The sequence below is a fragment of the Burkholderia sp. BCC1998 genome (assembly GCF_905339875.1).
GTDB lineage: Bacteria > Pseudomonadota > Gammaproteobacteria > Burkholderiales > Burkholderiaceae > Burkholderia.
Map to the genome: position 1 here is coordinate 62533 of NZ_CAJPHE010000028.1, position 24946 is coordinate 87478.

Annotated in this window: 24 protein-coding genes and 1 pseudogene; 18 read left to right on the plus strand and 7 right to left on the minus strand. The window is 64.9% G+C overall.

Annotated features, from left to right (window positions below; genetic code table 11):
* Positions 1-282 precede the first annotated feature (282 nt).
* The 14 genes from U5A56_RS32655 to U5A56_RS32720 all read left to right on the plus strand — a co-directional run bounded on the left by U5A56_RS32655 (position 283) and on the right by U5A56_RS32720 (position 14055).
* Entirely contained in the window at positions 283-471 is a 189-nt protein-coding gene (locus tag U5A56_RS32655) for a Flp family type IVb pilin (protein WP_044846017.1), read from the plus strand.
* Positions 472-550: 79 nt separating this feature from the next.
* Positions 551-1048: a prepilin peptidase gene (locus U5A56_RS32660; protein ID WP_082088584.1), complete on the plus strand. Its 498-nt coding sequence runs from the start codon at positions 551-553 to the stop codon at positions 1046-1048.
* A complete protein-coding gene (locus U5A56_RS32665; protein ID WP_044846016.1) occupies positions 1048-1551 on the plus strand; it encodes a TadE/TadG family type IV pilus assembly protein in 504 nt (167 codons plus the stop codon). Before U5A56_RS32660 ends, U5A56_RS32665 begins: the two co-directional genes overlap by 1 nt.
* Before the next feature lie 75 nt (positions 1552-1626).
* The gene (gene cpaB / locus U5A56_RS32670; protein ID WP_321926644.1) at positions 1627-2565 is read left to right on the plus strand and encodes a Flp pilus assembly protein CpaB; all 939 of its coding nucleotides are present in this window, start codon (positions 1627-1629) and stop codon (positions 2563-2565) included.
* 64 nt (positions 2566-2629) lie between these two features.
* Entirely contained in the window at positions 2630-3961 is a 1332-nt protein-coding gene (locus tag U5A56_RS32675; protein WP_044846014.1) for a type II and III secretion system protein family protein, read from the plus strand.
* A 60-nt stretch (positions 3962-4021) separates the two neighbouring features.
* Positions 4022-5296: a fimbrial protein gene (locus U5A56_RS32680; protein ID WP_044846135.1), complete on the plus strand. Its 1275-nt coding sequence runs from the start codon at positions 4022-4024 to the stop codon at positions 5294-5296.
* Positions 5297-5299: 3 nt separating this feature from the next.
* Positions 5300-6655, plus strand: coding sequence for a CpaF family protein (locus tag U5A56_RS32685; RefSeq protein WP_044846013.1), 1356 nt, complete (start codon positions 5300-5302; stop codon positions 6653-6655).
* A complete protein-coding gene (locus U5A56_RS32690) occupies positions 6648-7640 on the plus strand; it encodes a type II secretion system F family protein (protein ID WP_044846012.1) in 993 nt (330 codons plus the stop codon). The genes U5A56_RS32685 and U5A56_RS32690 overlap by 8 nt, the downstream gene beginning before the upstream one ends.
* Before the next feature lie 4 nt (positions 7641-7644).
* Positions 7645-8637: a type II secretion system F family protein gene (locus tag U5A56_RS32695; protein WP_044846011.1), complete on the plus strand. Its 993-nt coding sequence runs from the start codon at positions 7645-7647 to the stop codon at positions 8635-8637.
* An 18-nt stretch (positions 8638-8655) separates the two neighbouring features.
* Complete coding sequence (locus U5A56_RS32700; protein WP_044846010.1) at positions 8656-9498, plus strand: pilus assembly protein; 843 nt, start codon at positions 8656-8658, stop codon at positions 9496-9498.
* Positions 9499-9518: 20 nt separating this feature from the next.
* Complete coding sequence (locus U5A56_RS32705) at positions 9519-9848, plus strand: DUF3613 domain-containing protein (protein ID WP_044846009.1); 330 nt, start codon at positions 9519-9521, stop codon at positions 9846-9848.
* Between the two features lie 11 nt (positions 9849-9859).
* Positions 9860-11890 carry a pilus assembly protein TadG-related protein gene (locus U5A56_RS32710; RefSeq protein WP_321926663.1) on the plus strand — a complete coding sequence of 677 codons (2031 nt, stop codon included), beginning with the start codon at positions 9860-9862 and terminating at the stop codon, positions 11888-11890.
* 11 nt (positions 11891-11901) lie between these two features.
* The gene (locus U5A56_RS32715; protein ID WP_044846007.1) at positions 11902-13293 is read left to right on the plus strand and encodes a sigma 54-interacting transcriptional regulator; all 1392 of its coding nucleotides are present in this window, start codon (positions 11902-11904) and stop codon (positions 13291-13293) included.
* 54 nt (positions 13294-13347) lie between these two features.
* Positions 13348-14055 carry a DUF2968 domain-containing protein gene (locus U5A56_RS32720; RefSeq protein WP_044846006.1) on the plus strand — a complete coding sequence of 236 codons (708 nt, stop codon included), beginning with the start codon at positions 13348-13350 and terminating at the stop codon, positions 14053-14055.
* Positions 14056-14138: 83 nt separating this feature from the next.
* On the opposite strand, the gene hfq is transcribed toward U5A56_RS32720, so the two are convergent.
* Entirely contained in the window at positions 14139-14705 is a 567-nt protein-coding gene (gene hfq, locus U5A56_RS32725) for an RNA chaperone Hfq (RefSeq protein WP_044846005.1), read from the minus strand.
* A gap of 293 nt (positions 14706-14998) precedes the next feature.
* Here hfq and U5A56_RS32730 point away from each other — a divergent pair, with 293 nt between their 5' ends.
* A complete protein-coding gene (locus U5A56_RS32730) occupies positions 14999-15283 on the plus strand; it encodes a PXPV repeat protein (protein WP_044846004.1) in 285 nt (94 codons plus the stop codon).
* A 33-nt stretch (positions 15284-15316) separates the two neighbouring features.
* On the opposite strand, the gene U5A56_RS32735 is transcribed toward U5A56_RS32730, so the two are convergent.
* From U5A56_RS32735 to U5A56_RS32750, 4 genes are all read right to left on the minus strand, one after another.
* On the minus strand, positions 15317-16231 hold the full coding sequence (locus tag U5A56_RS32735) for a DUF1571 domain-containing protein (protein ID WP_321926650.1): 915 nt from the start codon (positions 16229-16231) through the stop codon (positions 15317-15319).
* Between the two features lie 29 nt (positions 16232-16260).
* On the minus strand, positions 16261-18015 hold the full coding sequence (locus tag U5A56_RS32740; RefSeq protein ID WP_321926651.1) for an AMP-binding protein: 1755 nt from the start codon (positions 18013-18015) through the stop codon (positions 16261-16263).
* 474 nt (positions 18016-18489) lie between these two features.
* The gene (locus U5A56_RS32745) at positions 18490-19308 is read right to left on the minus strand and encodes a TetR/AcrR family transcriptional regulator (RefSeq protein ID WP_044849270.1); all 819 of its coding nucleotides are present in this window, start codon (positions 19306-19308) and stop codon (positions 18490-18492) included.
* A gap of 216 nt (positions 19309-19524) precedes the next feature.
* Complete coding sequence (locus U5A56_RS32750) at positions 19525-20745, minus strand: MFS transporter (protein WP_321926653.1); 1221 nt, start codon at positions 20743-20745, stop codon at positions 19525-19527.
* Positions 20746-21025: 280 nt separating this feature from the next.
* On the opposite strand from U5A56_RS32750, the gene U5A56_RS32755 reads away from it, so the two are divergent.
* From U5A56_RS32755 to U5A56_RS32765, 3 genes are all read left to right on the plus strand, one after another.
* A complete protein-coding gene (locus U5A56_RS32755; protein WP_321926655.1) occupies positions 21026-21568 on the plus strand; it encodes a GNAT family N-acetyltransferase in 543 nt (180 codons plus the stop codon).
* 125 nt (positions 21569-21693) lie between these two features.
* A complete protein-coding gene (locus U5A56_RS32760) occupies positions 21694-22320 on the plus strand; it encodes a ParB-like protein (protein ID WP_321821980.1) in 627 nt (208 codons plus the stop codon).
* Positions 22321-22344: 24 nt separating this feature from the next.
* Positions 22345-24063: a SulP family inorganic anion transporter gene (locus U5A56_RS32765; RefSeq protein WP_321926657.1), complete on the plus strand. Its 1719-nt coding sequence runs from the start codon at positions 22345-22347 to the stop codon at positions 24061-24063.
* A gap of 6 nt (positions 24064-24069) precedes the next feature.
* Here U5A56_RS32765 and U5A56_RS32770 read toward each other — a convergent pair.
* Together U5A56_RS32770 and U5A56_RS32775 are read right to left on the minus strand one after the other, a co-directional pair.
* Positions 24070-24240, minus strand: a pseudogene (locus tag U5A56_RS32770) (carbohydrate kinase); the annotation flags it as partial.
* Positions 24241-24417: 177 nt separating this feature from the next.
* A partial coding sequence (locus U5A56_RS32775) for a substrate-binding domain-containing protein (RefSeq protein ID WP_321926659.1) occupies positions 24418-24946 on the minus strand: 529 nt, incomplete at its 5' end.

Genomic DNA, 24946 nt, shown 5'->3' on the forward strand with positions numbered 1-24946 from the left:
CGGTCTTAAAAGAGGTTGGAAGTTAAATACGATCGGATATAGAATCCGGAGCAGGTGTAAGGAAATGTACAGCTCGGTACACGACGTTCGAGGAGGGTCACTATCGCGAATGTTAACTTGCATCAAATTGTGATACATACCCCTCGGGGTGACATATAAAGAAAGCGCATCCGGTTGTCGTTACTTAGTTGTAGCGAACGACGCGGGGCAAGGGCCAGATATACGGGAACTACAACGTATAAAAGGCCAAAAAACGTACATACAGGCACGAGGAATTAAAAAATGAAAGCACTCATCAAGCGCTTCCTCAAGGAAGAAGACGGGGTTACCGCGATCGAGTATGGGCTGATTGCGGGTCTGATTGCGGTGGCAATCATCGCGAGCGTTTCGACGATCGGTTCGAATCTTGGAACCATGTTCTCCACTATCTCCAGTTGCGTGACAACGCCTGCTACCTGTAAGGCCAGTTGATCTCCGTGTTCCGCCGGGGCGGCGGGCGAGCGCACTGCAGTCAGTTCGCTCTTCGTCCGGCGGACAGTCGGTTGTTGTCATGGCGCATCTTTTGTGCGGCGGGATCTTCCTCGCTTGGGCGACGCTTGTCGGAACCGCTGATATTCGGTGTCGGCGTATTCCGAATTCACTCGTTATTGCGGGTTTGGCAGGCGCATTGGTCGGCGCGGTCATCGGTGGAAATCCGTTCGGGGTTACGGCGCTTCAGTCACTGGCCGGTGCGTCGGTGGGCGTTGTCTGCTTTTCTCCCCTCTTCGCGTTACGTGTAATGGGTGCTGCAGACGTCAAGGTATTCGGCGTGCTTGGTGCGTGGTGTGGCGTGCAGGCGTTGCCGTGGTTCTGGATTATCGCGAGCATCGCTGCGGGTCTCCACGCGCTCTGGCTAATGGTGCTGTCACGGACTTCGATTGCCATGCTGTGCAAACGGAGTACGCCAGCGATGGCACTCGGTGGCCGTCGAGCGACGCCTTATGCAGCGTTTCTTGTGATACCCGCTGCTGTGTGGCTTCTGCATTTTATGCATGTGAGGGGAGTGTGATGGCTCGGTGGGCGCAAGCGCGCCAGTCGCCCGCGTGGCGGCGGCAACGGGGAGTGGCAGCGATCGAGTTCGCATTCGTATTTCCGTTGTTCTTCTTGATCTTTTACGCGATCGTTACGTTCGGGATGGTTTTTATCATCCAGCAAAGCCTGACATTCGCGGCATCCGAAGGCGCGCGCGCTGCGTTGAACTACACGTCGGCGCCGTGCGACCGCCTGCAGGTCAATGCGCGAAACGCCGTGACGCAAGCGTTGGGCGGCGCACCGTGGTCGAAGAACGTCAGTTTCGCCGCGCAGGTGTCCACTTCGGTACCGTCGCCCACGTCGACGCCCGGCGTGACCTGCGGCGGGACATTCACATCGACGTCCACCGCCGCATTCAACGTGATGGTGACAACGACCTATTCATACGCGGCGAATCCGCTGATCCCGTGGATATTCCTGTTCACTGCGCCGCAGCTGCAGAGTAGTGCGACCGTGCAAGTTCAGCCAAGCATGCTCTGAATCGCAATCCTATTTAATCGAGTCGCCCGATCGTCATCACGCTCCTGAACCTGGTTCCGGCATTCCCATATCAACATGGCCAACAATCTGACAAAAATCATCGCGGGGTTGCTGATTGCGATCGCTGTTCTGCTTGGAATCTACGCTTGGATGCTTGGACGCAGTACGCCTAGTCCCATCCCCGTGCAACAGGCTGTCGCTGCGAGCCCGGTGTCAGTGGTTATCGCGACGCGCGCGCTGCCGATGGGGCAGCCGATTGCCGCCGATGCGTTGAAGGTTCAACCAGTTGCTCCTGCGCCGGCAGGTGCGTTTTCCGATCCGGCCGCCCTGGTCGGTCGCGTTCCGGTGAGAGACATCCCGGCGTCGGCACCGGTTGTGGCGGACGCACTGGTGTCGGGGCTTGCCGAGGACGTGCAGCCGGGCGAGCGCGCGATTGCGGTTCGTGTCGACGAGACCAATGCGGTCGGCAATCGCCTGCGGCCCGGCAACTTCGTCGACGTCTTCGTGAACCTGAAGCGTGAGGCGGGCAGCGGGATGCTCGACGGCGAAGTCTCGCAGACACAAGCGCGGCTCCTGATGTCGAAGGTGCGCGTGCTGTCGTTCGGCGACGCGACGCCGGAGCGCGACAGCGGCAGCAACACGAACGGCAATAACGGCCAGCCGAGCAATACGCGCATCGCGGTGCTCGCGGTGCCGACGGCGCAGGTCGATGCACTCACGCTCGGCGAGGCGAGCGGTCGGCTGACGCTCGCACTGCGCAATCCGCGCGACGACGAGCTTGCGATGCAGACGGTGGCGGTGCGTACGGACAACAAGTTGTCGCCCTCGGCGCTTGCCGCGGTCGGCGTATCGCTGCAACAGCTGTCCGGTACGTCGAGGACTGCGGTGGCCAACGTAAATGTGCCGCCGCTGCCATCGCGCTTGCCGCCGGCAGGGCGATCCGTCGGAGGCGGTAGCGGCGGCGGCAGCATCGAGCTGATCCGCGGCGGCCGCTCGGAAACGGTTGCATATTGAACAACATCGGTGGCCATCGATATCTGCGACGACAAGTAAAGGCCGTGCGACGGCCCAACAAACAATGAAAAACATACTGACTGCATTCGCGATTGCTCTCTGGACCTTGACATTCGCATCCACTGCAAGCGCGAGCGGCACGATTGAACTCGCGGTCGGCGCGCAGCGGCAGATTTCTGCAGGTCGTGCGCTGCAGCGTGTCGCAGTCGGCGATCCCGCGATCGCCGACGTGTTGATCATGAAGGGCAGTCGTACCGGTTCCGTGCTGCTGACCGCGAAAGCGCCGGGTACAACGAACGTGATGTTGTGGGAGCGCGGTCACGACGAGCCGACGGTGTGGAGTGTCGAAGTCGTCGATGCTGCTGCGCAAGCGGTGCTCGACGGTTCGACGCCGCAGGTGAAGGCATACGGCGGGACGTCGGTGCTGCGGGGAACGTCGGCATCGCTCGATGCACACGAACGTGCCGTGGCGGTCGCCAAGAACATGAGCCCGAAGGGCACGGTGATCGATCGTTCGACGCTGGCCGGCAAGAATGTCGTGCAGGTCGACGTGCGGGTGGTGGAATTCAGCCGCTCGGTGCTCAAGCAGGTCGGCTTCAACTTCTTCAAGCAGAGCAACGGCTTTTCGTTCGGCTCGTTTTCGCCGGGCGGCGTGCAGTCGTATAACGGCGCGTCGGGCCCGGGTACGGCCGGGTATATTCCGACGCTCGGCGCACCGGTTGCGTCTGCATTCAACCTGGTCGTGAATGCAGCAGGCCGCGGCATCTTCGCCGACCTGTCGTTGCTCGAAGCGAACAATCTGGCGCGCGTGCTCGCGGAGCCGACGCTCGTCGCGCTGTCCGGCCAGAGCGCCAGCTTCCTCGCGGGCGGCGAGATCCCGGTGCCGTCGCCGCAGGGGCTCGGCTCGACAGCGATCCAGTGGAAACAATACGGTGTGGGACTGTCGCTGACTCCGACGGTGCTGAGCCCAAGCCGGATCGCGCTGAAGGTCGCGCCGGAATCGAGCCAGCTCGATTTCGTGAACAGCGTGACGATCAGCGGTGTCGCCGTGCCGGGCATCACGACGCGCCGCGCCGATACGACGATCGAACTCGGCGACGGCGAGAGCTTCGTGATCGGCGGCCTGATCGACCGCCAGACACTGTCGAACGTGAGCAAGGTGCCGCTGCTCGGTGACCTGCCGATCATCGGCACGTTCTTCAAGAACCTGAACTACCAGCAGAACGACAAGGAATTGCTGATCATCGTGACACCGCATCTCGTCGCACCGATTGCGAAGGGGGCGGTGCTGCCTGCGACGCCCGGCGAATTGTCCGAGCAGCGCGACGGGCCGGTATGGCGATCCTACCTGGGCGGTGCGGCATCGCCGGATGCGGCACCGGGGTTTTCGAAATGAATTTGAGGCATTGCGCGTCGTGGCACACCGCTACGCCTTGCGTAATCGAGGGTGTTCGACATGAATGCACGAACCCAATCGTTGTGTGAACCCGCCGTGACCGACTACTTCGTTTGCGCATCGACAAAGGAAGCGCATGTGCGCTGGCTGGCCGATACGCTGGTGTCGGCCGGTGCGGTCGAGGCCGCGTCGCTGGAGCCGGGCGTGCTTGGTCAGCGCATCACGGGGCTCAACCCGGCCCTCGTGTTCATCGATTTCTCCGAACGTAGCGAAGCAGCGAGCGTCGCTGCGGCCGCGGTACGCGCGGCACATCCGGGGTTGCCGATTGTCGCGCTGGGCTCGCTCGCCCAGCCGGAGAGCACGCTCGCAGCACTGCGCGCGGGCGTGCGCGATTTCATCGACGTGTCGGCGTCGGCCGAGGATGCACTGCGGACGACGCGCGGATTGCTGTCCCACGTCGGCGAGCCGACGAGCCGCCACGGCAAGGTCGTCGCGTTGCTCGGCGCACGTGCCGGCATGGGCGTCAGCACGCTCGCCGCGAACCTCGCGGTCTGGCTGCAAAAGCGCGCGCTCGGGCCCGGTGCGGCTGGCGGCCCGGACGGCGGCGCGCCGGCCGGTCGCCAGACCGCGCTGGTCGATCTCGGGCTGCCGCCCGGTGACGGCGCGCTGTTCCTGAACACGCGCTGCGAATTCCATTTCATCGACGCCGTGCAGAATCTGCGCCGCATCGATCGCACTTTCGTGAACACCGCGCTCACGCGCCACCAAAGCGGCGTCGCGCTGACGACGCTGCCGCCGGACCTCGGCGCGTTGCGCGACGTGTCCTATGCGTCGTGCATCGGTTTGCTGAACCGCTTTCGCGCGTTCTTCGACCAGCAGGTCGTGGATCTGGGCGGGTTCTCGAATCGCGAGTTCGTCACGCAGATCGCCGCAGCGGCCGACGAGGCGTGGCTCGTGTGCGACCAGGGCGTCGCATCGATCGTGTCGGCGGCCGATCTGCTTACCGGACTGCGCGATGCGGGCGTCGATACCGACCGTGTGAAGCTTGTGGTCAACCAGTACGATCCCGCGCTGGACCTGATGCCTGGACAGATCGCGGAGCGTCTTGGCGTCGCGCTGGTCGGCACCTTGCCCGCGCGTCGCGTCGCGATTGGCCACGCAGCGAACCAGGGGCGGCTCGTTGTCGATGCGGCGGAGCGCGATCCTTACGTGCGCGCACTCGAATCCCTCGCGACGCGGTTGCCCGGCGTATCTGGCATGGCGGGCGCGTCGCGCGCGGCGCCCGGCCTGTCCGCACTCAAACGTTTCATTCAACCCTCGTCCAAGCGGTCATAACCGATGGCACACGACATTCAATTCGCCGACGGCGCAGCGCCGTTCTCCCAGACGCAGCAATTCCACGACATCAAGAATGCCGCGCACGAGCATTTGCTGACGCGCATCGAGGAACTGGGCGCCGAGTTCGGCCGATGGTCCCGCCAGGCGATCAATCAGTTCGTCGATCTCGAGATCGACAGCTTCGTGCGCCTGCGCCGCATTCCGCTCAACGAGAACGAGGTGCGTGCGATCGCCGAGGCGCTGACGAAGGAACTCGCGGGCTTCGGGCCGATCGAGGATCTGCTCGCGGATCCGGCGGTCGAGGACATCCTGATCAACGGCTACAACGACGTGTACGTGTCGCGTCACGGGATCCTAGCGAAGCTGCCGGTGCGCTTCACCGACAACGCGCATTTGCTGCGAATCGTGCGCCGGATCCTCGCGCCGATCGGGCGCCGTCTCGATGAATCGAACCCGATGGTCGACGCGCGACTGCCCGACGGCGGCCGCGTGAACGTCGTGATCGAGCCGCTGTCGATCGACGGCCCGATCGTGTCGATCCGGAAATTCCGCAAGGACCCGCTCAAGCCCTCGGACCTGCTCGGTAACGGCACGTACAACGAAGAGATCGGTGCATTGCTCGAGGCGGCGGTCGAGGCCCGCTGCAACGTGCTCGTGTCGGGTGGCACGAGCTCGGGCAAGACGTCGCTGCTCAATGCGCTCGCGTTCCACATTCCGGAGGCCGAGCGTGTCGTGACGATCGAGGATACGGCGGAACTGTCGCTGAACCATCCGCACGTCGTGCGGCTCGAAAGCCGGCCGGGCGGGTTCGACGGTAGTGGCGTCGTGACGATTCGCGATCTGTTGCGCAATACGCTGCGGATGCGTCCGGACCGGATCATCGTCGGCGAAGTGCGCGGCGGTGAAGTGCTCGAAATGCTTCAGGCCATGAACACGGGCCACGACGGCTCGATGGGCACCGTGCACGCGAGTTCGCCGCGCGAGTGCCTGTACCGTCTCGAGATGCTCGCCGGCTTCGCGGGCTTCCAGGGAACCGAATCGAGCCTGCGTCGCCAGATCGCGAACGCGATCGACTTCATCGTGCAGATCGGACGCCTGTCGAATGGGCGCCGCCGGATTCTGTCGATCACCGAGGTGACTGGGCTGTCCGACAACATCATCGCGACGCAGGAGCTGTATCGCTACGAAGCGCGCGTCACGCCGGAGGGCGAGGAAGTCGATCACTGGGAGTCGCTGGGCATTCATCCGCATTCGCCGAAGCTCGCGCGTTTTCGCCAGGCGTTGACGAACAGCGGACTGGGCGGTGGTGGGTTCGGCGGCGGCGGCTTCGGTCGCGGCGGGGGCTTCAATGTATAGCGCGATGATCTGGGTGCTCGCGGTCGCGATGCTGTGCGCGGCATCGGCATTGATGCTGTGGCGACATGCGGAAACCCGGCGTGTGCGTACCGATGCAAAGCGCTTCATCGACAGTCGGCTCGAGCCCGGTGCGCGCGCGGCGGCACCTGCCGCGAAACCGGCGGCATCCGCTGCGTCGCGCTCTGTGTCTTCATCCGGCGGCGTACGCAATGCGTCGTCGGATGCGTTCTGGACGCACTGGTACGGGGTGACGGCGGAATATTTGGCCAACCTCGTGAACCGCGCCGGGATCGAAGGCGCGCGCGGCAAGGCGGTCGGCGCACTGACCGCGCTCGTCGCGATTGCGGCAATCGCGGGCAGTCGCGGCGGCGCGCTCGCATGTTTCGCGGCGCTCGTCTGCGGAAGCGCGATTCTTGGCATCTGGCTCGCCTCGCGAATTCAGCGTCGGCGACTGAAGATCGTCCGGCAGATCCCGTCGTTTCTCGACGGGATCGTGCGACTGGTGACGCTCGGTAACAGCGTGCCGGCCGCATTTCAGGCAGCGCTGCTGACGACCGAGGAGCCGCTGCGGGGGTGTCTCGATCACGTCTCCCGGATGTTGCGCACAGGTGTCGAGATCGATCGCGCGATGCTCCATATCGCGAAGATATACCGGACGCAGGAATTCGAACTGCTCGGCTCGGTGCTGCGGCTGTCGGTCAAGTATGGCGGTCGTGCGGACGTGATGCTCGAACGTATGGCTGTGTTCATGCGCGATCTCGAGCAGGCCGAGCGCGAACTGACGGCGATGTCGGCGGAGACGCGGCTGTCCGCGTTCGTGCTCGTGATGCTGCCGATCGCGATCGGCAGTTTTGTCGTGATGACAAATCCGAAGTATCTGGAAGGCATGTGGATTGATCCGAACGGGCGCACGCTCCTCGTTTTCGCGTTCCTGATGCAGGTTGCCGGGAGCGTGTGGTTGTATCGAATGGCTCGACTCAGGTGATGCGATGACGGCAACTCAGATCGGCTCGATTGCCCTGGCGCTCGGCGCGGTGGGCGTGCTCTTGCTTGGCATGATCGCGTTGCTGCGTGCGAGCGCCACGTCGCGTGCCGAACGCGCGCTGGCCGATGCGCTCGACCAGCGCATGGCAGCACTCGAAGCGGCCAGGCTACGGACCTCGACGGAAGAACGTACAGAAGCGAGACCGGACACGCGTGGCCAGCAGCGCATCGAGCGGATGCTCGCACGATTGTCTGCGGCGGGGCTGCGCTGGCTCGATACCGGATTGGGCAAGCACATCGTCGCGGAAGAGGATCGTCGTCTGCTCGAGCAATGCGGATACGTCGACGCACGCACGCGCGGACTGTTCCTGAGCGCGCGGATCGCTTGCGGGATCGTGTTGCCGCTTGTGTTCGCGATATTGGCCAGTGGGCGAATGAAGGGCGGATACTGGATGATCGGGATGTTCGCCGCACTCGCGCTTGGCTTCATGTTACCGAAGCTTGTCGTGCAACGCCGTGCTGCGGCCCGTCGCCAAAGCGTCGTCGACGAACTACCGCTGTTCGTCGACATGCTGCGCTTGTTGCAGGGCGTCGGACTGTCGCTGGATCAAAGCCTGCAGGTCGTGACGAACGATTTCCGCGGGATGATGCCGGTGCTGTCGTCCGAGGTTGGCATCGCGCAACGCCAGTTTGCGGCGGGCCGCACGCGCGACCAGTCGATGCAAAGGTTGTCGGGCGGCTTCGACAACGAGGACTTGCGCGCGATTGCCCGCTTGATGGTGCAGGTCGACAAGCATGGCGGCGCGGTACAGGAACCGCTCAAGCAGTTCGGTGACCGACTGCGCGAGACGCGCCGCGCGATGCTGCGCGAGCGCATCGGTCGATTGACCGTGAAGATGACGGGTGTCATGGTCCTGACGCTGTTGCCCGCACTGTTGATCGTGACGGCGGGCCCCGGCTTTCTGGCAGTGATGCATGCGCTGTCGGCGCATCATTGATGGGGGGAAGGAAAGACGATGAAGCGGATCGGCAGGATGGGGACGCAGGCAAGTATGGCGGCAGCGGTGCTGCTGCTCGGCGCTTGCGCGACCAAGGAAAGCGGGTACGGCGTCGGTGCGCAGGTCGAGCGCGCGGCGCTGATTCAGGCGGCCGACCAGAAGCAGGCGGTGCCGGATACGCCCGCGATGTATCTCGGTTTGATCCAGCGGATGCAGGCGCAGGGTCTCTTTTATGCGTCGCTTGCGCACATCGACGCATACGACAAGGCGTACGGCGTGTCACCGGACACGATCCTGCTGCGCGCGGACGCGCTGCGCATGACCGACCAGCCGGCCGCGAGCGCGGCGGCCTATACGCAGTTGCTGAAGACGCCGCTCGCCGCGCGCGGTTATCGCGGGCTCGGGTTGATCGCCGGTGCGGCCGGCGATTTCGGCCAGGCGGTACAGGCATTGACGCAGGCGTCCGAGCTTGCGCCGACCGACGCATCGCTGCTGTCCGATCTCGCCTATGCGAAATTGCGTAACGGCGATGTGGTCGGTGCGCGAGTGCCGCTGATGAAGGCCGCGGAACTGGATCAACGTAATCCGAAGATCGTCAGCAATCTCGCGCTGTATCTCCTAGCGGCCGGGCGCACACAGGACGCGCAGCGGCTGATGAGCCAGCAGCGTCTGGCGGCAGAAATCCGCAAGGACATCACGAGCGATGCCGCAAGGATTGTGGCCGCCGCACGGGCGCAGCAGCGTGCGGTTGCGACGCCGCCGGTCGTATCGCGGCGTGCTGCGAACGCGCCCATTACACCGATGGCAAACAATTTCGGCTATGACCAGACCGTGCCGCTACTGCAACGGTTTGCACAATGAACGACAGGCGGGGGAACGACATGAACAATAAACATTACCGAAACGAGTTTGCGCACCGCATCGTGGTGCTGGGCACGATCATGACGATGGCGATGGGGGCCGTAGCCGCACAGGCGCAAGACGCAACAGCGCCGGCCGCATCCGACGTCGACCATTCGACGAAACAATGGCTCTCGATCCAGCGGGACAACCGCGCTTCGGCACCGGTGCAGCCGATGCTCGGCGACGTCGCGTCGCTGGTCTACCAGCGCTACCTCGATTCGTTCAAGAACAAGATTCCGGAGTCGATGAGCACGCAGCTGGGCAGTTCGTCCGGCGGTATGTCGGGTAGTGGGCAGAGCACGCAGTAAGCAAGATGATGATGCACGCAGATCAAGCGCAGGGGGCTCGTCGGCGCGGTGCTCGCTGGCCGGGGAAGCGACGTCAACGCGGTTCCATCGTGGTCATGGCAGCGCTCTGGGTCACGGTCGCGATCGTCGTGCTCGGGGTCATCGACATCGCGAATCTGTATCTGCAGAAGCGGGATCTGCAGCGGGTCGCGGACCTGGCCGCGTTGGCGGCGGTGCAGCCGATGTCGAGCGATCCGACTGGTTGCCTGAGCGATGCGAAGAACAATGTAACCACGAGCGCGAACATCAACGACAAGGGTTATACGGTTACGCTGATAAGCGCCACGGCAACGGCAAATCCTACGGCGGGAAGGGACCAGATTGCCGTCAGTTGCGGGAGGTGGGATCCGTCGACCGCCTATGTGACGCCGGCGTCGGCCGCGGCGAATGCGGCGCAGGTGACGGCGTACCGGCAGGTGAGCTACTTCTTCCTTGGGCTGCTGAACAAGTTGAGCGGGCGGCAGGTCGTTGTTTCCGCAACGGCTACCGCACGCGCGGCGGCAATCGACACGTTCAGCGTGGGGTCGACGCTCGCGAGCCTGAATTCCTCGTCGTCCGCGATCCTTGACCCGCTGCTCACCGGATTGCTGGGCGCGTCGGCCAACGTCAATGTCGGTCTGGCGAGTTACCAGGCGTTGGCCGGGGCAAACGTTACGCTGGGTCAGCTGGCGAACGTCGCGACACAGCTCGGCACCGCGGGGATGTCGAGTCCAGCCAGCGTCGGGAAGTTGCTCGGTCTCAATCTGACCGTAGCGGATATCCTGAACCTCACCGCCACCGCGGTCGGCAGCAATACCACGGTGGGCACGGTACTCACCGCGCTGAAGAACAGTGTTGGCGCCAACGTCAATGCCAACAAGATCTCTTTGGGAAGTCTCCTTCAATACTCGGGCAGCAATGCGGAAGCGGCCGCGAACGCAAGCATCAATGTGCTTCAACTGTTGCTGACGACGGCGGAGGTCGGGGCATACAACAGCGCGCTGACGGTGTCGGTCGGCCAAGGCAACTGCCCCGGCAGTCCGTTTTGCCCGCTCATTTCAGCGGTGTCGTCGCTGGTTCGAGTCAACAGCCTGCAATTGCAGGTGCTGGCACCGCCGTCGATCGGGATCGGCGAGGCCGGACAAGTGAACGGCATCTGGCGCACGCAGGCGTCGCAAGCGGAGATCGGACTCTACGTCGATGTGCAGGCGCTGTCGGATCCGCCTCCACTGGGAATTCCCGGCGTATTGACGCTTCAGCTGACGGGACCGCACTTGCCGCTCTATATCATCCTGGGCGGCCCAGGGCGCGCTTGGCTGGCCAATACGAGTTGCCAATCGACCCCTGCATCGAGCACCGCGACGTTCGGTGCGTTGCCGGGTGTAGCGATGATTTGCGCCGGACAAACAACTGGCGGCAAGCTGAACCTCAATTCACCGAGCTGTGCGTCCACCTCCGGCACGATTCCCGTTGCCAAGTTGTCGGGCGGGGGACTACTCGGCAATTTTTCGCTTCTGCAAGTCGTCCTGTCGGTATCGAATCCCGTCGCGTACGTTGGGAGTAGCGCCAGCACGCCCATCTACAGCGGGCCGCCATTGCCCTCGACCCCTGGCGCGCTGAACGCCAGCCTGTCATTGAGCGGGACGGGGATCGTCTATCAGAACAGTTCGCAATACTCGTTCTGCAATACCAAGCCGAGCAACGGCGCTTGTACGTCGTCCGCGTGGTCTCTCGGGCCCAACTGGACCACGTCGTCGACGGCGACCAACACACTCAACGTACAACTGACCAATCTGTTGAATCTACCGTCGCTTCAGCTGAATGTCTTGGGGCTGGATCTATCGATCCTGACCGAGATTCTTCAGCCGCTGACGGGGCAGCTCATTCCTTTGCTGCTCGGGCTCGTCAATCCGTTGCTCAATACGCTGGTGACACCATTGCTGACGGCATTAGGATTGCAGATCGGACAGCTGACCGTGATTCAACACGGCTTGACTTGCAACGCCCCGCAAATCGTTCATTGAAAGCATCAACGATGAGAACCCCCTCCGCAATCGCAGAACTCGACCTGTACGTCTGGGAAGGCAAGGCGGACATTGTCGACCGCGTTGCCCGCTGCATGGCGAGCTTCGACGTCGAAGTGATCCGCGCCGACAATGCGGAAATCTCGCCGGAGCGCGCCGCACTGCGGCCATCGCTCGCGATCATCAGCGTGACGATGATCGAAACCGGCGCGGCGTTCCTGCGCGACTGGCAGGCCAACATCGGCATGCCGGTCGTCTGGGTCGGCGCGGCGCGCGACCACGACGCGTCGCAGTATCCGCCCGACTATTCGCACATCCTGCCGCTCGACTTCACGTGCGCCGAGCTGCGCGGGATGATCGGCAAGCTCGTCACGCAGCTGCGCGCGCATGCGGCCGATACGCTGCGGCCGTCCGAACTCGTCGCGCACTCGGAGTCGATGCAGGCGCTGCTGCACGAGGTCGATATGTTCGCCGACTGCGACACCAACGTGCTGCTGCACGGCGAAACCGGCGTCGGCAAGGAACGCATCGCGCAATTGCTCCACGAAAAGCATTCGCGCTACCGCGACGGCGAATTCGTGCCGGTCAACTGCGGTGCGATTCCGGACGGCCTGTTCGAATCGCTGTTCTTCGGGCACGCAAAAGGCTCGTTTACCGGCGCGGTTGTTGCGCATAAAGGCTATTTCGAGCAGGCGGCGGGCGGCACGCTGTTCCTCGACGAAGTCGGCGATCTGCCGTTGTATCAGCAGGTCAAGCTGTTGCGCGTGCTCGAGGACGGCGCCGTGCTGCGGGTCGGCGCGACGACGCCGATCAAGGTCGATTTCCGTCTCGTCGCGGCCAGCAACAAGAAGCTGCCGCAGCTCGTGAAGGAAGGCCTGTTCCGCGCGGATCTTTATTACCGGCTCGCGGTGATCGAACTGAGCATTCCGTCGCTGGAAGAGCGGGGCGCGGTCGACAAGATTGCGCTGTTCAAGTCGTTCGTCGCGGAGGTGGTGGGCGACGAACGGCTCGCGCAACTGTCCGACCTGCCTTACTGGCTCGCGGATGCGGTCGCGGACAGCTATTTCCCCGGCAATGTGCGCGAACTGCGCAACCTTGCGGAGCGCGTCGGCGTGACGGTGCGGCAAACGGGCGGCTGGGACGCCGCGCGACTGCAGCGGCTGGTCGCGCATGCGCGCAATGCGGCGCAGCCGGTGCCGGCGGAGAGCGTGGCGGAGGTCTTCGTCGACCGCAGCAAGTGGGACATGAACGAGCGCAGCCGCGTGATCGCGGCCCTCGACGCAAACGGCTGGCGACGCCAGGATACGGCGCAGCAGCTCGGCATCAGCCGGAAGGTGCTGTGGGAAAAGATGCGCAAATATCAGATCTTCGACGAAGAGCCCGAGACCCGCGAAAGCGAATAATTAATGCGATAAAATCGCGCTGAATTACAACGACACGGGCAGGAATCAAAATTCATGAGCCATATGACGGGGTTGGGGCGGGCGTGGGTGTTGCTCGCGATGATGGGAGGCATGCAGGGCGCGTTCGCGCAGGGGTTGGCGGGCAATGCATCGCCGGCGGTACAGCAGGCGTCGGCACCGGTGGCGGCGATTCCGGTGATCGATCAGCAGGTTCAAACCTCGATACAGCCGCAGGCAGGCGAGACGACGGGGCAGAGCACGGTTGACGAACTGCAGCGCCAGATCCAGGCGCATTCGCTGACGGAAATGCGCACCAGCTATAACGGCAGCTACGGCGCGAGCCAACTGTTCAGCGTGAAGGACGGTTCCTATTTCGTCGCGCTGTTCCAGCAGAAGGCGTTCTGGCGCGTGATCAAGACTTACGACGAATCGCGCGCGGAAGCGATCTATCGCGATTTCTCGCGTCAGGCGGAACGGCTGTCCGTCAACGAGCTGCGTGCGGCGAAGCTGGAGTCGCAGAAGGTGCAGACGGATCGGCAGATCGAAGTCGCGCAGGAGCGGGCGCGGCGTCTGCAGGCCGATATCTCGATCGCCCGCGAGCAGCAGGCGGCGGTCGCGGATCGCCAGAAGAGCGTCCGCAACGAAACGGCGGCGCTGCAGGCGCAACAGGCGGCGCTTCAGTCGCAACTGCGCGCGTTGCAGCAGCAGGTGCGTTCGCTGCAGCGGGAGGCCGACGCAGGTTTGCCGACGACGGCACACTGAGCGATCACGGCACGGCCGGTGCGGCGACATGCCGCGCCGATCCGCCAGAAAAAAGGGCAAGCCGCCTGGCTTGCCCTTTTGTTTTACTGGCCGTCCGGCACGATTCGCCGGCGGCGCGTGACGATCACCGGCCCGTTGCCGCCGCGTGCGTCGGACGGCGACGTGTTGCCCGATGCGTCGCCGGCATCGCGCGGTGCGCCGTAGCTTTCGCGCGGGGCGCCATAGCCTTCGCGGGGCTCGCGCGGCGCGCCATAACCCTCGCGCGGTTCACGGGAACCGTAACCTTCACGCGGCTCGCGCGAGCCGTAGCCGCCGCCGTCGCCACGCGATTCGCGGGAGCCGCCATGCGAGCCGTACGGGCTGTGGCCGCCGCCTTCGCGGCCGCCCGGCCGACCGCCGGGCCGCGGGCCGCGGGGACCGCCGCCGCCCGGGCGCGAGCCGCCCGTGTCGAGCTGGATCGTGGAAATCGCACGCTTGTAGATGCCTTGCAGACCCACGGGGGTGCGCAGCATCACCAGGTACTGGTCGAACGACTCGATACATCCCGTCAGACGAATGCCGTTGACGAGATAGATTTCAACGCGCTTACGTTCCTTGCGCGCCGAATTGATGAAGTCGTTTTGCGGATGGGATTCTGCGGGATTGGCCATTGAGGTGCGGCAGGAGCCTGCGTCAGAGAATATGTTGTGCGTGTGTGGCGTGGTTGCCCACCAAGTGTTTGGCGGGATTTTACCCTGTTCGTTCCACCAGCGCGCAGTCGTGATTGTGTCGAACCGTAACCCACTATAGACGTTCCCGTGCATTTTCGCGATTCGGTCGAATGGCTAGTGCCGTTTCGTTACGTCGCGTTACGAATCTCGCAATGGCGTAGCACCGGGCGGCGCGCGGCGGGATTACATTCCACGTGCATGCCGGGCAGGCCGGCGGATCCGGGAAGGGGAACATGAACAAGAGGGGATTGGCGGTGTGGATCGGGAGTGTGGCGTTGCTCGCTTCCGGCAGTGCAATGGCGGGGCGCGTCGACCTGTCGGTGGGCATCGGCGTGCCGGTCGCACCGGTCTATGTCGAACCGGCGCCGGTCTATGTGGCGCCGCAGCCTGCGGTGGTCGCTTATCCGGGTTACGGATACGGCTACTACGGCGACGAGGACGACGACGGCTACCGGAAATGGCGCAAGCATTATTACAAGCATTGGCACAAGCATCATCACGACGACGATGATGATTGAGCGCGACGTGCGTGGCGCCGACGCCGGTGACGATCAGAACGCATAGTCCGGGTTCTTCGGGTCGAACGCGGTTTCGTCGAGCGTCGCCGGCGCGATTTTCTCGATGACGATCCGTTCGAAGATCCTGCCGTCGTTGTCATAGGACTCGATGGTCCTGAAGTAGGGCGCGTGCAGGTCGAGCCCGAGGATTTCCTTTTTCGCGTAGAACTGCGGCCGGCCGGTCGGCGTCTCGTAGGTGAGTGCGACGACGCGCACGCCGCCGATCGTCTTCGCCTCCACCTGGGTCGGCCGCTGCACGCCGGCTTCCTGGTATTTCCTTCCTTCGGTCAGGTACAGGTTCGTGATGAACTCGGTGCCGAGATCCTTCACCTGGTGATTCGACTGCGCACGCGCGAGTGCGCCGTCGAGCGCCGTCCACAACGGAATCTTGCCGAGCAGGCCGCCGAGATGGCCGTACATCTCGTCCTTGCGCCGCGTCGTGTCGTAGATCGTCTCCTGTCCCGCATGCGCGCCGCCCGGCAGCCATTTCGCATAAACGCGCAACGGTTCGCGGGTCGTCTTCACGAGCATGCGGTCGGGCGTGTCGGACCATTTCCCGCTGATGCGTTCCTGGCGCACCATCGTGAACTGGTACGACGGATAGCCGTTGGGACCATTGCGGATATAGAGCGGTACGGCGAGCGGATCGAGGGCCTTGAACAGCGCCGTAAGCGTCGCGTCGTCGAGTTGCGCGAGCGCGCCGCGCTGGGCGGCCGTGCGCAGCCAGCGCGCCTGCTGCGCGACCGGCTCGCGCGTGACCTTCGCCAGCTCCGCCGGCAGTGCGGCCTCCTGTACCGCGCTCGCGGCATCGGCGGTTTCCTCGGCGTGCAGGCTGGCTTGCGCGAGCGACAGCACGCACGCGAGTGCCGCGGCGGCGTACCGCGCGCGGCGCTTCGTTCCTTCGTTCATCGACAGCGTCTCGGGGCTCATCGGATCGTTCAGCCTTGCTTTGCGGCCTTGATCCTGGCGAGTTCCTCGTCGCGCAGCGCGCGGCGCAGGATCTTGCCGACGTTGGTCTGCGGCAGCGCATCGCGGAACTCGACGAATTTCGGCATCTTGTAGCCGGTCAGGTTCTTGCGGCAGTGCGCGAGCACGTCGTCGACCGTCAGCGTCGGGTCGCGGCGCACGACGAAGACCTTGATCCGTTCGCCCTGTACTTCGTCCGGGATGCCGATCGCAGCGGCTTCGCTGATGCCCGGATGCATGACCAGCACTTCCTCGATCTCGTTCGGATACACGTTGAAACCCGACACGAGGATCATGTCCTTCTTGCGGTCGATGAGGCGGATGAAGCCGCGCTCGTCCATCACGCCGATGTCGCCGGTGCCGAGCCAGCCGTCGGCGTCGATCACCTTCGCGGTCTCGTCGGGCCGCTGCCAGTAGCCGCGCATCACCTGCGGGCCGTGCACGCACAGCTCGCCCGGCTCGCCGACGGCGGCCCAGGTGCCGTCCTCGCGGCGAAAGCGCACGAGTGTCGACGGGGCCGGCAGGCCGATCGAGCCGCTGAACCCGGCCATGTCGCTCAGGTTCACCGGATTCATCGTGACGATCGGCGAGCATTCGGTGAGCCCGTAGCCCTCGATGACCGGCCGGCCCGTGACTTGCTGAAAGCGCTCCGCGACCGCGCGCTGCATCGCCATGCCGCCCGCCATCGCGAGCTTGAGCTTCGAGAAGTCGCGCTTGCGGAATTCCTCGTTGTCGAGGAACGCGTTGTACAGCGTGTTGATCCCGGTGATCCCGGTGAACGTTTCGTTGCGGATGATCTTCATCACCATGTTCATGTCGCGCGGGTTCGCGATCAGGATGTTGCGCCCGCCGAGCCCCATGAAGATGAACGCGTTCACCGTCAGCGAATAGATGTGATAGAGCGGCAGCGGCGTGAGCACGGTCTCGACGTCGCCCGACACCTGGTCGGCGATCCACGCCTTCGCTTGCAGCAGGTTCGCGATCAGGTTGCCGTGCGTGAGCATCGCGCCTTTCGCGACGCCGGTCGTGCCGCCGGTGTACTGCAGGAACGCGAGATCGTCGCGGGTCGTCTGCACCGGCTGCGGTTTGCCGCGTGCGCCGAGTGCGAGGGCGGAGCGCAGCCGGATCGCCTGCGGCAGGTTGTAGGCCGGCACGAGCTTCTTCACGTGCTTCAGCACGAAATTGATCAGGCGTCCCTTCGCATTGAAACCGTCGGCAAGCAGGTCGCCGAGCGCGGTGACGATGATGTTCTTTACCTGCGTTTCCGGCAGCGCGTCCTGCAGCGTGCGCGCGAAGTTCTCGAACACGACGATCGTCTGCGCGCCGCTGTCCTTCAACTGGTGCGCGAGTTCGCGCGCGGTGTAGAGCGGATTGACGTTGACGACGATCGCGCCGGCCTTCAGCGTGCCGAATAGCGCGACCGGGTACTGGAACGTGTTCGGCAGCATGATCGCGACGCGGTCGCCCGGTTTTACGCCGGTGCTTTGCAGATACGACGCGAACGCGTCGACTTTCTGCGCGAGCGTGCGGTAGGTCATCGATGCGCCGGCGCTCACGTAGGCGACCCGCTCGGCGAAGCGCGTCGTGCATTCGTCGAAGAACTGCACGAGCGATGCGTATTGCGTGACGTCGATCTCGTGCGGCACGCCGGGCGGATACGACGCGTACCAGATGCCGTCGCTGTTCGGCGGGAGCTGGGCCGCTGCGGTTGCTGCGGATGAGGCCATGATGTGTCTCCGGTGTCGGTACGAGTTAGCGCTTTAGCGCTTACTCGTACCCCATGCTTCGCGGTCGGTGAGAGTTAGCGCTTCAGCGCTTGCTCTCGCCCCATGCTTCGCGGTCGGTGAGAGTTGGCGTTTCAGCGCTTACGCTCACCCCATGCTTTGCGGTCGGTGAGGGTTGGCACTTCAGCGCTTACGCTCACCCATGCTTTGCGGTCGGTGAGAGTTGGCGCTTCAGCGCTTACGCTCACCCATGCTTCGCGGTCGGTGAGAGTCAGCACTTCAGCGCTTACTCCCGCCCCATGCTTCGCAGTCAGTGAGAGTCAGCACTCCAGCGCTTACTCGTACCCATGTTTTTCGTCGACGAAAGCAAGCCTGCCTTGGCTTCCGCCGCATGACATTCGTTCGGCCCGGGCCGACGCATCAACGCCGGCCCGGGCCGCCCAAATCGTGAAACGCCGCCTGCGCGGCCTGGTGCGATCAGCTCGCCGAAGGCGCCGTCGCCGTATCGGCAGCAGCCGTGCTCGACGACAGCCCGAACGCTTCGCTCGCACCCGCATCGTCGAGCACGGCCGCGAAGATCGACAACTGCGCGCTGTCGGGCATCGGTGCCTTCAGCGCGGCGACGATCAGCGAGGACAGCCGCGCGATCATCTGCACGTCGTTCATCGTGCGGCCTTGCGAGAATTCGTCGATCAGGCTTTCGGTTTCGGCGCCGGCCAGCGCGCCGGACAGCGCGCCGATCGCGAAGTGCAGCCGCCAGCCGAGCTCGGTGCGCGGCAGATGCGGCAGCGCGCGCTGGAACGCATCGAAGAAGCGGCCGGCGACACTCGCGTAGTGCGCGGTCAGGAAGTTGCGCACGAACGGCGACGGATCGGTGTACGCGCGGCCGATCAGCCGCAGGAACGCGGGGCCGCCGCGCTCGGGGTCGCGCGACGCCTTCAGCGCGGGAATGAACATCGCGCCGAGTACGTGCTCGCAGGTGATGTGCGCACCGAGCTGCGCATCGAAGCGGTCGAGGATGCCGAGGCGTTCCAGGTTGAGCTGGTCGAGCCGGCGCGACAGCATCGCGTGGATCAGCGCTTCCTTGCTGCCGAAGTGGTAGTTGACCGCGGCGAGGTTCACCGTCGCGCGCGACGTGATCTGCCGCATCGACATCGCTTCGAAGCCATGTTCGATGAACAGGTCCTCGGCCGCATCGAGAATGCGCGCCTTCGTCCCGCCGGTCTGCCGATTGCCGGATGACCGCGTCCCGGACGGTCGTCCCGCGGACGCTCGCCCCTCCTGACTGACTGCCATGTCCCGCCTCCCAATGCCGGTTGCCCGGCCGCGAACAGGTGATTTGATTGTCTGATTCAAACAGCCGTTTTTATTAAGATAAAAAAACGCGTGCGGCGCGGGCAAGCGCGGAATCTGGACAAATTCCTCTAGTTCGATGTGCGGATGCGGAAAGTATGTCGCGCGGCCCAGGCGGGACGGGGCACGCGCGATGATGCGTCGCGGCAATACGTGGCTTCAGCCGATGGTGGTACGCGTATTGACCGATTGCGTCATGTCGATGCCGCGCCGTTCGCGGCTGAACAGGATCAGCACGGCGATCACGACGGCGACGATGCCGGCCACGAGCGCCAGCGCGAAACTGTAGTTGTTGCCCTGGGAGACCGCGAGCGATGCCTGCATCGTCGCGTTGCCCGACGCGAGCAGGTTGCCGAGCTGGTAGACGACGCCGGGGAAGGTCGCGCGGATCTCGTCGGGCGAGATCTCGTTCAGGTGGACGGGGATCACGCCCCACGCACCCTGGACCGAGATCTGCATCAGGAACGCGCCGGCGGCGAGCGCGAGCTGGCCGCTCGAGAAAGCCCACAGCGGCAGCACCGGCAGCGCGATCAGCGCGGCGATGAAGATCGCGCGGCGGCGGCCGATCCGCTCCGAGATCGCGCCGAACGACAGGCCGCCGACGATCGCACCGATGTTCAGCACGATCGTGATCCACGACACGGTGTGCGGATCGAAGTGATGCTGTTCGCGCAGGAAGGTCGGGTAGAGATCCTGCGTGCCGTGCGAGAAGAAGTTGAACGCGGTCATCAGCACGATCGCGTAGATCGTGAGCTTCCAGTTCTGCTGCAGCGTGGCGCCGAGGCTCGGGCGCGGGCGCTTTTCCATCTGCTTCCAGGCCGGCGATTCGGGCACGTGCGTGCGCACGTACAGCACGAGCAGCGCAGGCAGCACGCCGACCATGAACATCCCGCGCCAGCCGATGGTCTGGTAGAGCAGGCCGAACACGACGGACGCGAGCAGGTAGCCGCTCGGATAACCGGCCTGCAGCAAGCCCGACACGAAGCCGCGCGCATGGGTCGGTACGGTTTCCATCGTCAGCGCGGAGCCGACGCCCCATTCGCCGCCCATCGCGATGCCGAACAGCGCGCGCAGCACGAGCAGCGCGGTGAGGCTCGGCGCGAAGCCCGACGCGAGCTCGAGCAGCGAATAGCATGCGATGTTGACCATCAGCGTCGGGCGGCGGCCGAAACGATCGGCGAGCCGCCCGAAGATCAGCGCGCCGATCGGGCGCATCGCGAGCGTGAGCGTAAGCGCAAACGCGACGGCGGGAATCGTCGACGCGAATTCGGCGGCGATGTCCTTCAGCACGAAGACCATCAGGAAAAAATCGAACGCGTCGAGTGTCCAGCCCAGGTAGGCGGCGATCGTGACGTTGCGTTGTTCGCGGGTCCAGCTCATGTCCGAGGTCTCCTCGTTGGCTTGTGCGCACACTCTGCCGGCGGATGCCGGCCCGGCTGGCGCGCGGCGCGGGGGCATGGATCGAGTGTAGGCCGCCGCGCCGCGCGATGTGGGGCGCGATAACCGCGCATCGGGAATAATCCCTACGAAATGAACTGTTGAGAAAACGGAAATGAGCGTGTGCGTGACGAGCGACAGTCGTCTGTATCATTCCGGAAGGTTTTTTGTATCAGATACGTAATGCACGCGATGCGCATCGCCACCCGAATCAGGAGCCCCGATGACCGAACCGTCCGTTGCCGCGCTGCCCGCCCTGGAGACCGCGCGGCTGTGGCTGCGCCCGCGCGTGCTGGCCGACCTCGACGCGAGCATCGCGATGGATCGCGATCCGGAGGTCACGCGCTACATCGCGGGGCCGTGGCACGACCCCGACGAACATCGCCGCTTCGTCACGCACCGGATCACGCGCGCCTATCCGCCGGGCCTCGGTTACTGGTCGATCTTCGAGAAGGCCGCGCCCGACGCGTTCATCGGCTGGATCCTGCTGATTCCCGATTATGCGGGCGGCGCGCGCGACGTCGAGATCGGCTGGCGGCTCGTGCGCGTGGCGTGGGGGCGCGGCATCGCGTGCGAGGCCGCCGCGGCCGTCGTGCGTCACGCGTTCGACACCGTGCGGCTGCCGCGCGTGATCGCCGATATCGCGGAGGCGAATTCGGGTTCGCTGAACGTCGCGCGCAAGCTCGGGATGCGGCGCGTGAGCGTCGTTCACGATGGCATTCCTTACGTTCGCCATCGTCTCGAGCGCGACGACCTGCGTACATAGCATCGCGTGCGGACGCGACCGGATGTCAGGGATGGTCAAGCGCACGCGCATCGAGGTCGCGACGTATTAACGGCTCGCACGATCAGGAGTATCGTTGCCGGAAATTCGCAACATGGGGTACGACCATGGCACTCGGCAACGACGTTCATCTCATTCCCGTCCGGCTCGACGCACTGCGTCCGACGCAAATGACGGTCGGCTATCGCGAAGTGAAAGCGAAGCGCAAGCACTGGAAGGCGCTCGACAAGCGCGCCCGCAAGGCCGCGATCGACTCGCACTGGTTTCCGGCTGTCCTCGGCCCGGGCGGGCTGCACTACATCACCGACCATCACCATCTCGGCCTGGCGCTGATCGAGGAAGGGGAGGCGCGCGTGAACGCGATGCTGCTGAAGGATCTGTCCTGGCTCGACGACACGATCTTCTGGCGGATGATGGAACACAACCAGTGGGTGCATCCGTTCGGCGTGGACGGCTCGCGTCGCGACTACGCACAACTGCCGAAGGCGCTGACGGGGCTCCAGGACGATCCGTATCGAAGCCTCGCGGGCGAACTGCGCACGGCCGGCGGCTACGCGAAGGATGCGACGCCGTTCAGCGAATTCCTGTGGGCCGACTACCTGCGCCAGCACGTGACGCTCGACCAGATCCGCAAGAACTTCGCGAAGGCACTCGACATCTCGCTGCGCCGCGCGCACGAGCAGGACGCGCGCTATCTGCCCGGCTGGTCGGGTGTCATCGCCGTCAAACCCTGACCCGCACCCGGCGCCTACCGCCTCATGACGACTGCCCCGACCCGTCCGGATGCCGGCTTGCAGCATCCCGAGCATTTTGCTGCACTCGATGCGGCGCCGCCGCCGCCCACGCAGCGCATCGGCCTCGATGCGCTGGCTGGCCTGTCGATCGCCGGGTTGCTGATTCCCGAGGCGGTCGCATACGCGGGTCTCGCCAACCTGCCGCCGCAGGCCGGTTTGATCGCGCTGCTGTCGGGGCTCGTCGTCTATGCGCTGGCCGGCAGCAGTCGCTTTGCGATCGTGTCGTCGACGTCGTCGTCAGCGGCCGTGCTCGCCGCGACCGTGCTGGCCGAGTCGGGGATGGCGCTTGCCGCGCAGCTCGCGCTCGCGGCCGCGCTCGTCGCGATGACCGGCGTGCTGTTCATCCTGGCGGGCGTCGCGCGGCTCGGGGGCATGTCGGATTTCGTCGCGCGACCGGTCCTGCGCGGTTTCACGTTCGGCCTGGCGCTGACGATCGTGATCAAGCAGCTGCCGAAGATTCTCGCGATCTCCGTGCAGCACAGCGATGCGCCGCGCGTCGCACTCGACCTCGTCACCGGCGCACCGCATGCAAACCTCGCGAGCGTCGCGCTCGGCGCGACCGCGCTCGCGCTGCTGTTCGTGCTCGGGCGGCGCTCGCGCGTGCCCGCGACGCTCGTCGTGATCGTGCTGTCGATCGCGGCCGGCTATGTGTTCGACTGGCAGCATTACGGGATCGCGATCGTCGGACACATCGATTTCCGGCATCTCGAGTTCGGGCTGCCGCATCTCGACCGGAACGCATGGATGCAGACGGTCGAGCTCGCCTTCGCGCTGATGCTGATCCTGTATGCGGAGTCGTACGGATCGATTCGCAACTTCGCGCTGAAGCACGGCGACAGCGTGTCGGCGAACCGCGACCTGGTCGCGATCGGCTGCGCGAACCTCGTGTCGGGGCTGCTGCACGGAATGCCGGTCGGCGCGGGCTATTCGGCGACGTCCGCGAACGAGGCGGCCGGCGCGCAGTCGCGTTTCGCGGGCTTGTGGGCGGCCGGCGTGGTCGCGCTGATCGTGTGGCTGCTGCTGCCGCAACTCGCGCGCACGCCGGAGCCCGTGCTCGCGGCGATCGTGATCTTCGCGGTCAGCCACTCGCTGCATCCGTCGGTGTTCCGGCCGTATTGGGTCTGGCATCGCGACCGGCTGGTCGTGATCGCCGCGCTGCTCGCGGTGCTCGTGCTCGGCGTGCTGCACGGGCTGCTCGCGGCCATCGGCGTGAACCTGCTGCTGACGCTGCGCAAGTTGTCGGAGCCGAACGTGAGCGTACTCGGCCGGCTGCGCGACGGCCACGATTTCGTCGACGTCGCGAATCACGCCGATGCGAAGCCGATCCCCGGTGTGCTGATCGTGCGGCCCGAGGCGCAGCTGTTTTTCGCGAACGCCGATCGGATGCTCAATCGCGTGCGCGCGCTGATGAAGGCCGCGCCCGACACGCATACCGTGATGCTGAGTCTCGAGGAAACGCCGGACGTCGACGGCACGACGATCGAGTCGTTGCGCACGTTCGCCGCCGAATGCGCGGCACGCGGGCTGCAGTTCGCGATCGTGCGGCTCAAGGAGCACGCGTTGCATGCGCTGCGCCGCGCGACCGACGATACGCTGCGCGACGATGCGATGTCCGAACTGAGTGTCGACGAGAGCCTGCAACTGCTGCGGGCGCGCGTTAACGGCGGGACGCGTGGTGCGTGACCGGGCAGCGCGGATGCTTCGCCTGGCGTTTTCCTGTGCCGCCGAATCAGCGCGGCTGACCGTGCCGGCGAAGGCGGTCGGCACGCCGAGCCGCGCGCGGGCGCGCGCCACGTTCCAGCATGAACCGCCGGCGACGCTGCGCCAATGCCGCGCGTCATCACGGATGAAGTCGGTCAGCGCTTCGCCGAATACGGCCCGGCGGGGGAGCGTCGTCGTTGTGTCGAGACCATGTGCCTCGGCGCGTCGCGCGGCGGTGCGGCGGTTGGGGTGAACGGACGGGCAGGGCCGGTGTCCGCGCGCGGCACCGACCCGCACCGACCGGCGCCGCCAGGAATCGCGGGTCGCGTCGCGCGATCAGCGCGGGCTGCTCCAGCCTTTGTAGCCCTTCACGTTGTCACGCGTGACGAGCGTCGGCTCGATCAGGATCATCGGGTTGGCCGGCTTCTGGCCGTTCATGATCCCGTAGCCGACGTTTACGGCCTGCTGCGCCATCGCCCACGGATCCTGGCTCGACGACGCCTGCACGAGCGTGTTCGACTTCAGCGCGACTTCGATGTCGGGCGCGCCGTCGACCGACGTGATCACGATGTTCGGGCGGTTCAGCTGCTTCGCCGCGAGATCGCTGCCGATCGCCTGCGGGTCGTTGATCGTGAACACGCCGTCGAGCTTCGGAAAGCGCGTCAGGTAGCCCTGCATCGTGTTCATCCCGCCTTCGCGCGAGCCCTTGCCGTCCTGGTCGCTCGACAGCAGCTTGATGCCCGGGTTCTTCGCGAGCACGGTCTTGCAGCCGTTCACGCGATCGATCACGGCCGACACCTGCGGGCCGTTCTCGATGATCACGTTACCCTTGCCGTTGAGTTTCTTCGCAAGGTAGTCGCATGCC

What these genes read in the sequence shown, in the direction of transcription:
- U5A56_RS32655 (WP_044846017.1), top strand. Translation starts at nt 283, where the DNA reads ATGAAAGCACTCATCAAGCGCTTCCTCAAGGAAGAAGACGGGGTTACC.
- U5A56_RS32660 (WP_082088584.1), top strand. Translation starts at nt 551, where the DNA reads ATGGCGCATCTTTTGTGCGGCGGGATCTTCCTCGCTTGGGCGACGCTT.
- U5A56_RS32665 (WP_044846016.1), top strand. Translation starts at nt 1,048, where the DNA reads ATGGCTCGGTGGGCGCAAGCGCGCCAGTCGCCCGCGTGGCGGCGGCAA.
- cpaB (WP_321926644.1), top strand. Translation starts at nt 1,627, where the DNA reads ATGGCCAACAATCTGACAAAAATCATCGCGGGGTTGCTGATTGCGATC.
- U5A56_RS32675 (WP_044846014.1), top strand. Translation starts at nt 2,630, where the DNA reads ATGAAAAACATACTGACTGCATTCGCGATTGCTCTCTGGACCTTGACA.
- U5A56_RS32680 (WP_044846135.1), top strand. Translation starts at nt 4,022, where the DNA reads ATGAATGCACGAACCCAATCGTTGTGTGAACCCGCCGTGACCGACTAC.
- U5A56_RS32685 (WP_044846013.1), top strand. Translation starts at nt 5,300, where the DNA reads ATGGCACACGACATTCAATTCGCCGACGGCGCAGCGCCGTTCTCCCAG.
- U5A56_RS32690 (WP_044846012.1), top strand. Translation starts at nt 6,648, where the DNA reads ATGTATAGCGCGATGATCTGGGTGCTCGCGGTCGCGATGCTGTGCGCG.
- U5A56_RS32695 (WP_044846011.1), top strand. Translation starts at nt 7,645, where the DNA reads ATGACGGCAACTCAGATCGGCTCGATTGCCCTGGCGCTCGGCGCGGTG.
- U5A56_RS32700 (WP_044846010.1), top strand. Translation starts at nt 8,656, where the DNA reads ATGAAGCGGATCGGCAGGATGGGGACGCAGGCAAGTATGGCGGCAGCG.
- U5A56_RS32705 (WP_044846009.1), top strand. Translation starts at nt 9,519, where the DNA reads ATGAACAATAAACATTACCGAAACGAGTTTGCGCACCGCATCGTGGTG.
- U5A56_RS32710 (WP_321926663.1), top strand. Translation starts at nt 9,860, where the DNA reads ATGCACGCAGATCAAGCGCAGGGGGCTCGTCGGCGCGGTGCTCGCTGG.
- U5A56_RS32715 (WP_044846007.1), top strand. Translation starts at nt 11,902, where the DNA reads ATGAGAACCCCCTCCGCAATCGCAGAACTCGACCTGTACGTCTGGGAA.
- U5A56_RS32720 (WP_044846006.1), top strand. Translation starts at nt 13,348, where the DNA reads ATGAGCCATATGACGGGGTTGGGGCGGGCGTGGGTGTTGCTCGCGATG.
- hfq (WP_044846005.1), bottom strand. Translation starts at nt 14,705, where the DNA reads ATGGCCAATCCCGCAGAATCCCATCCGCAAAACGACTTCATCAATTCG.
- U5A56_RS32730 (WP_044846004.1), top strand. Translation starts at nt 14,999, where the DNA reads ATGAACAAGAGGGGATTGGCGGTGTGGATCGGGAGTGTGGCGTTGCTC.
- U5A56_RS32735 (WP_321926650.1), bottom strand. Translation starts at nt 16,231, where the DNA reads ATGAACGAAGGAACGAAGCGCCGCGCGCGGTACGCCGCCGCGGCACTC.
- U5A56_RS32740 (WP_321926651.1), bottom strand. Translation starts at nt 18,015, where the DNA reads ATGGCCTCATCCGCAGCAACCGCAGCGGCCCAGCTCCCGCCGAACAGC.
- U5A56_RS32745 (WP_044849270.1), bottom strand. Translation starts at nt 19,308, where the DNA reads ATGGCAGTCAGTCAGGAGGGGCGAGCGTCCGCGGGACGACCGTCCGGG.
- U5A56_RS32750 (WP_321926653.1), bottom strand. Translation starts at nt 20,745, where the DNA reads ATGAGCTGGACCCGCGAACAACGCAACGTCACGATCGCCGCCTACCTG.
- U5A56_RS32755 (WP_321926655.1), top strand. Translation starts at nt 21,026, where the DNA reads ATGACCGAACCGTCCGTTGCCGCGCTGCCCGCCCTGGAGACCGCGCGG.
- U5A56_RS32760 (WP_321821980.1), top strand. Translation starts at nt 21,694, where the DNA reads ATGGCACTCGGCAACGACGTTCATCTCATTCCCGTCCGGCTCGACGCA.
- U5A56_RS32765 (WP_321926657.1), top strand. Translation starts at nt 22,345, where the DNA reads ATGACGACTGCCCCGACCCGTCCGGATGCCGGCTTGCAGCATCCCGAG.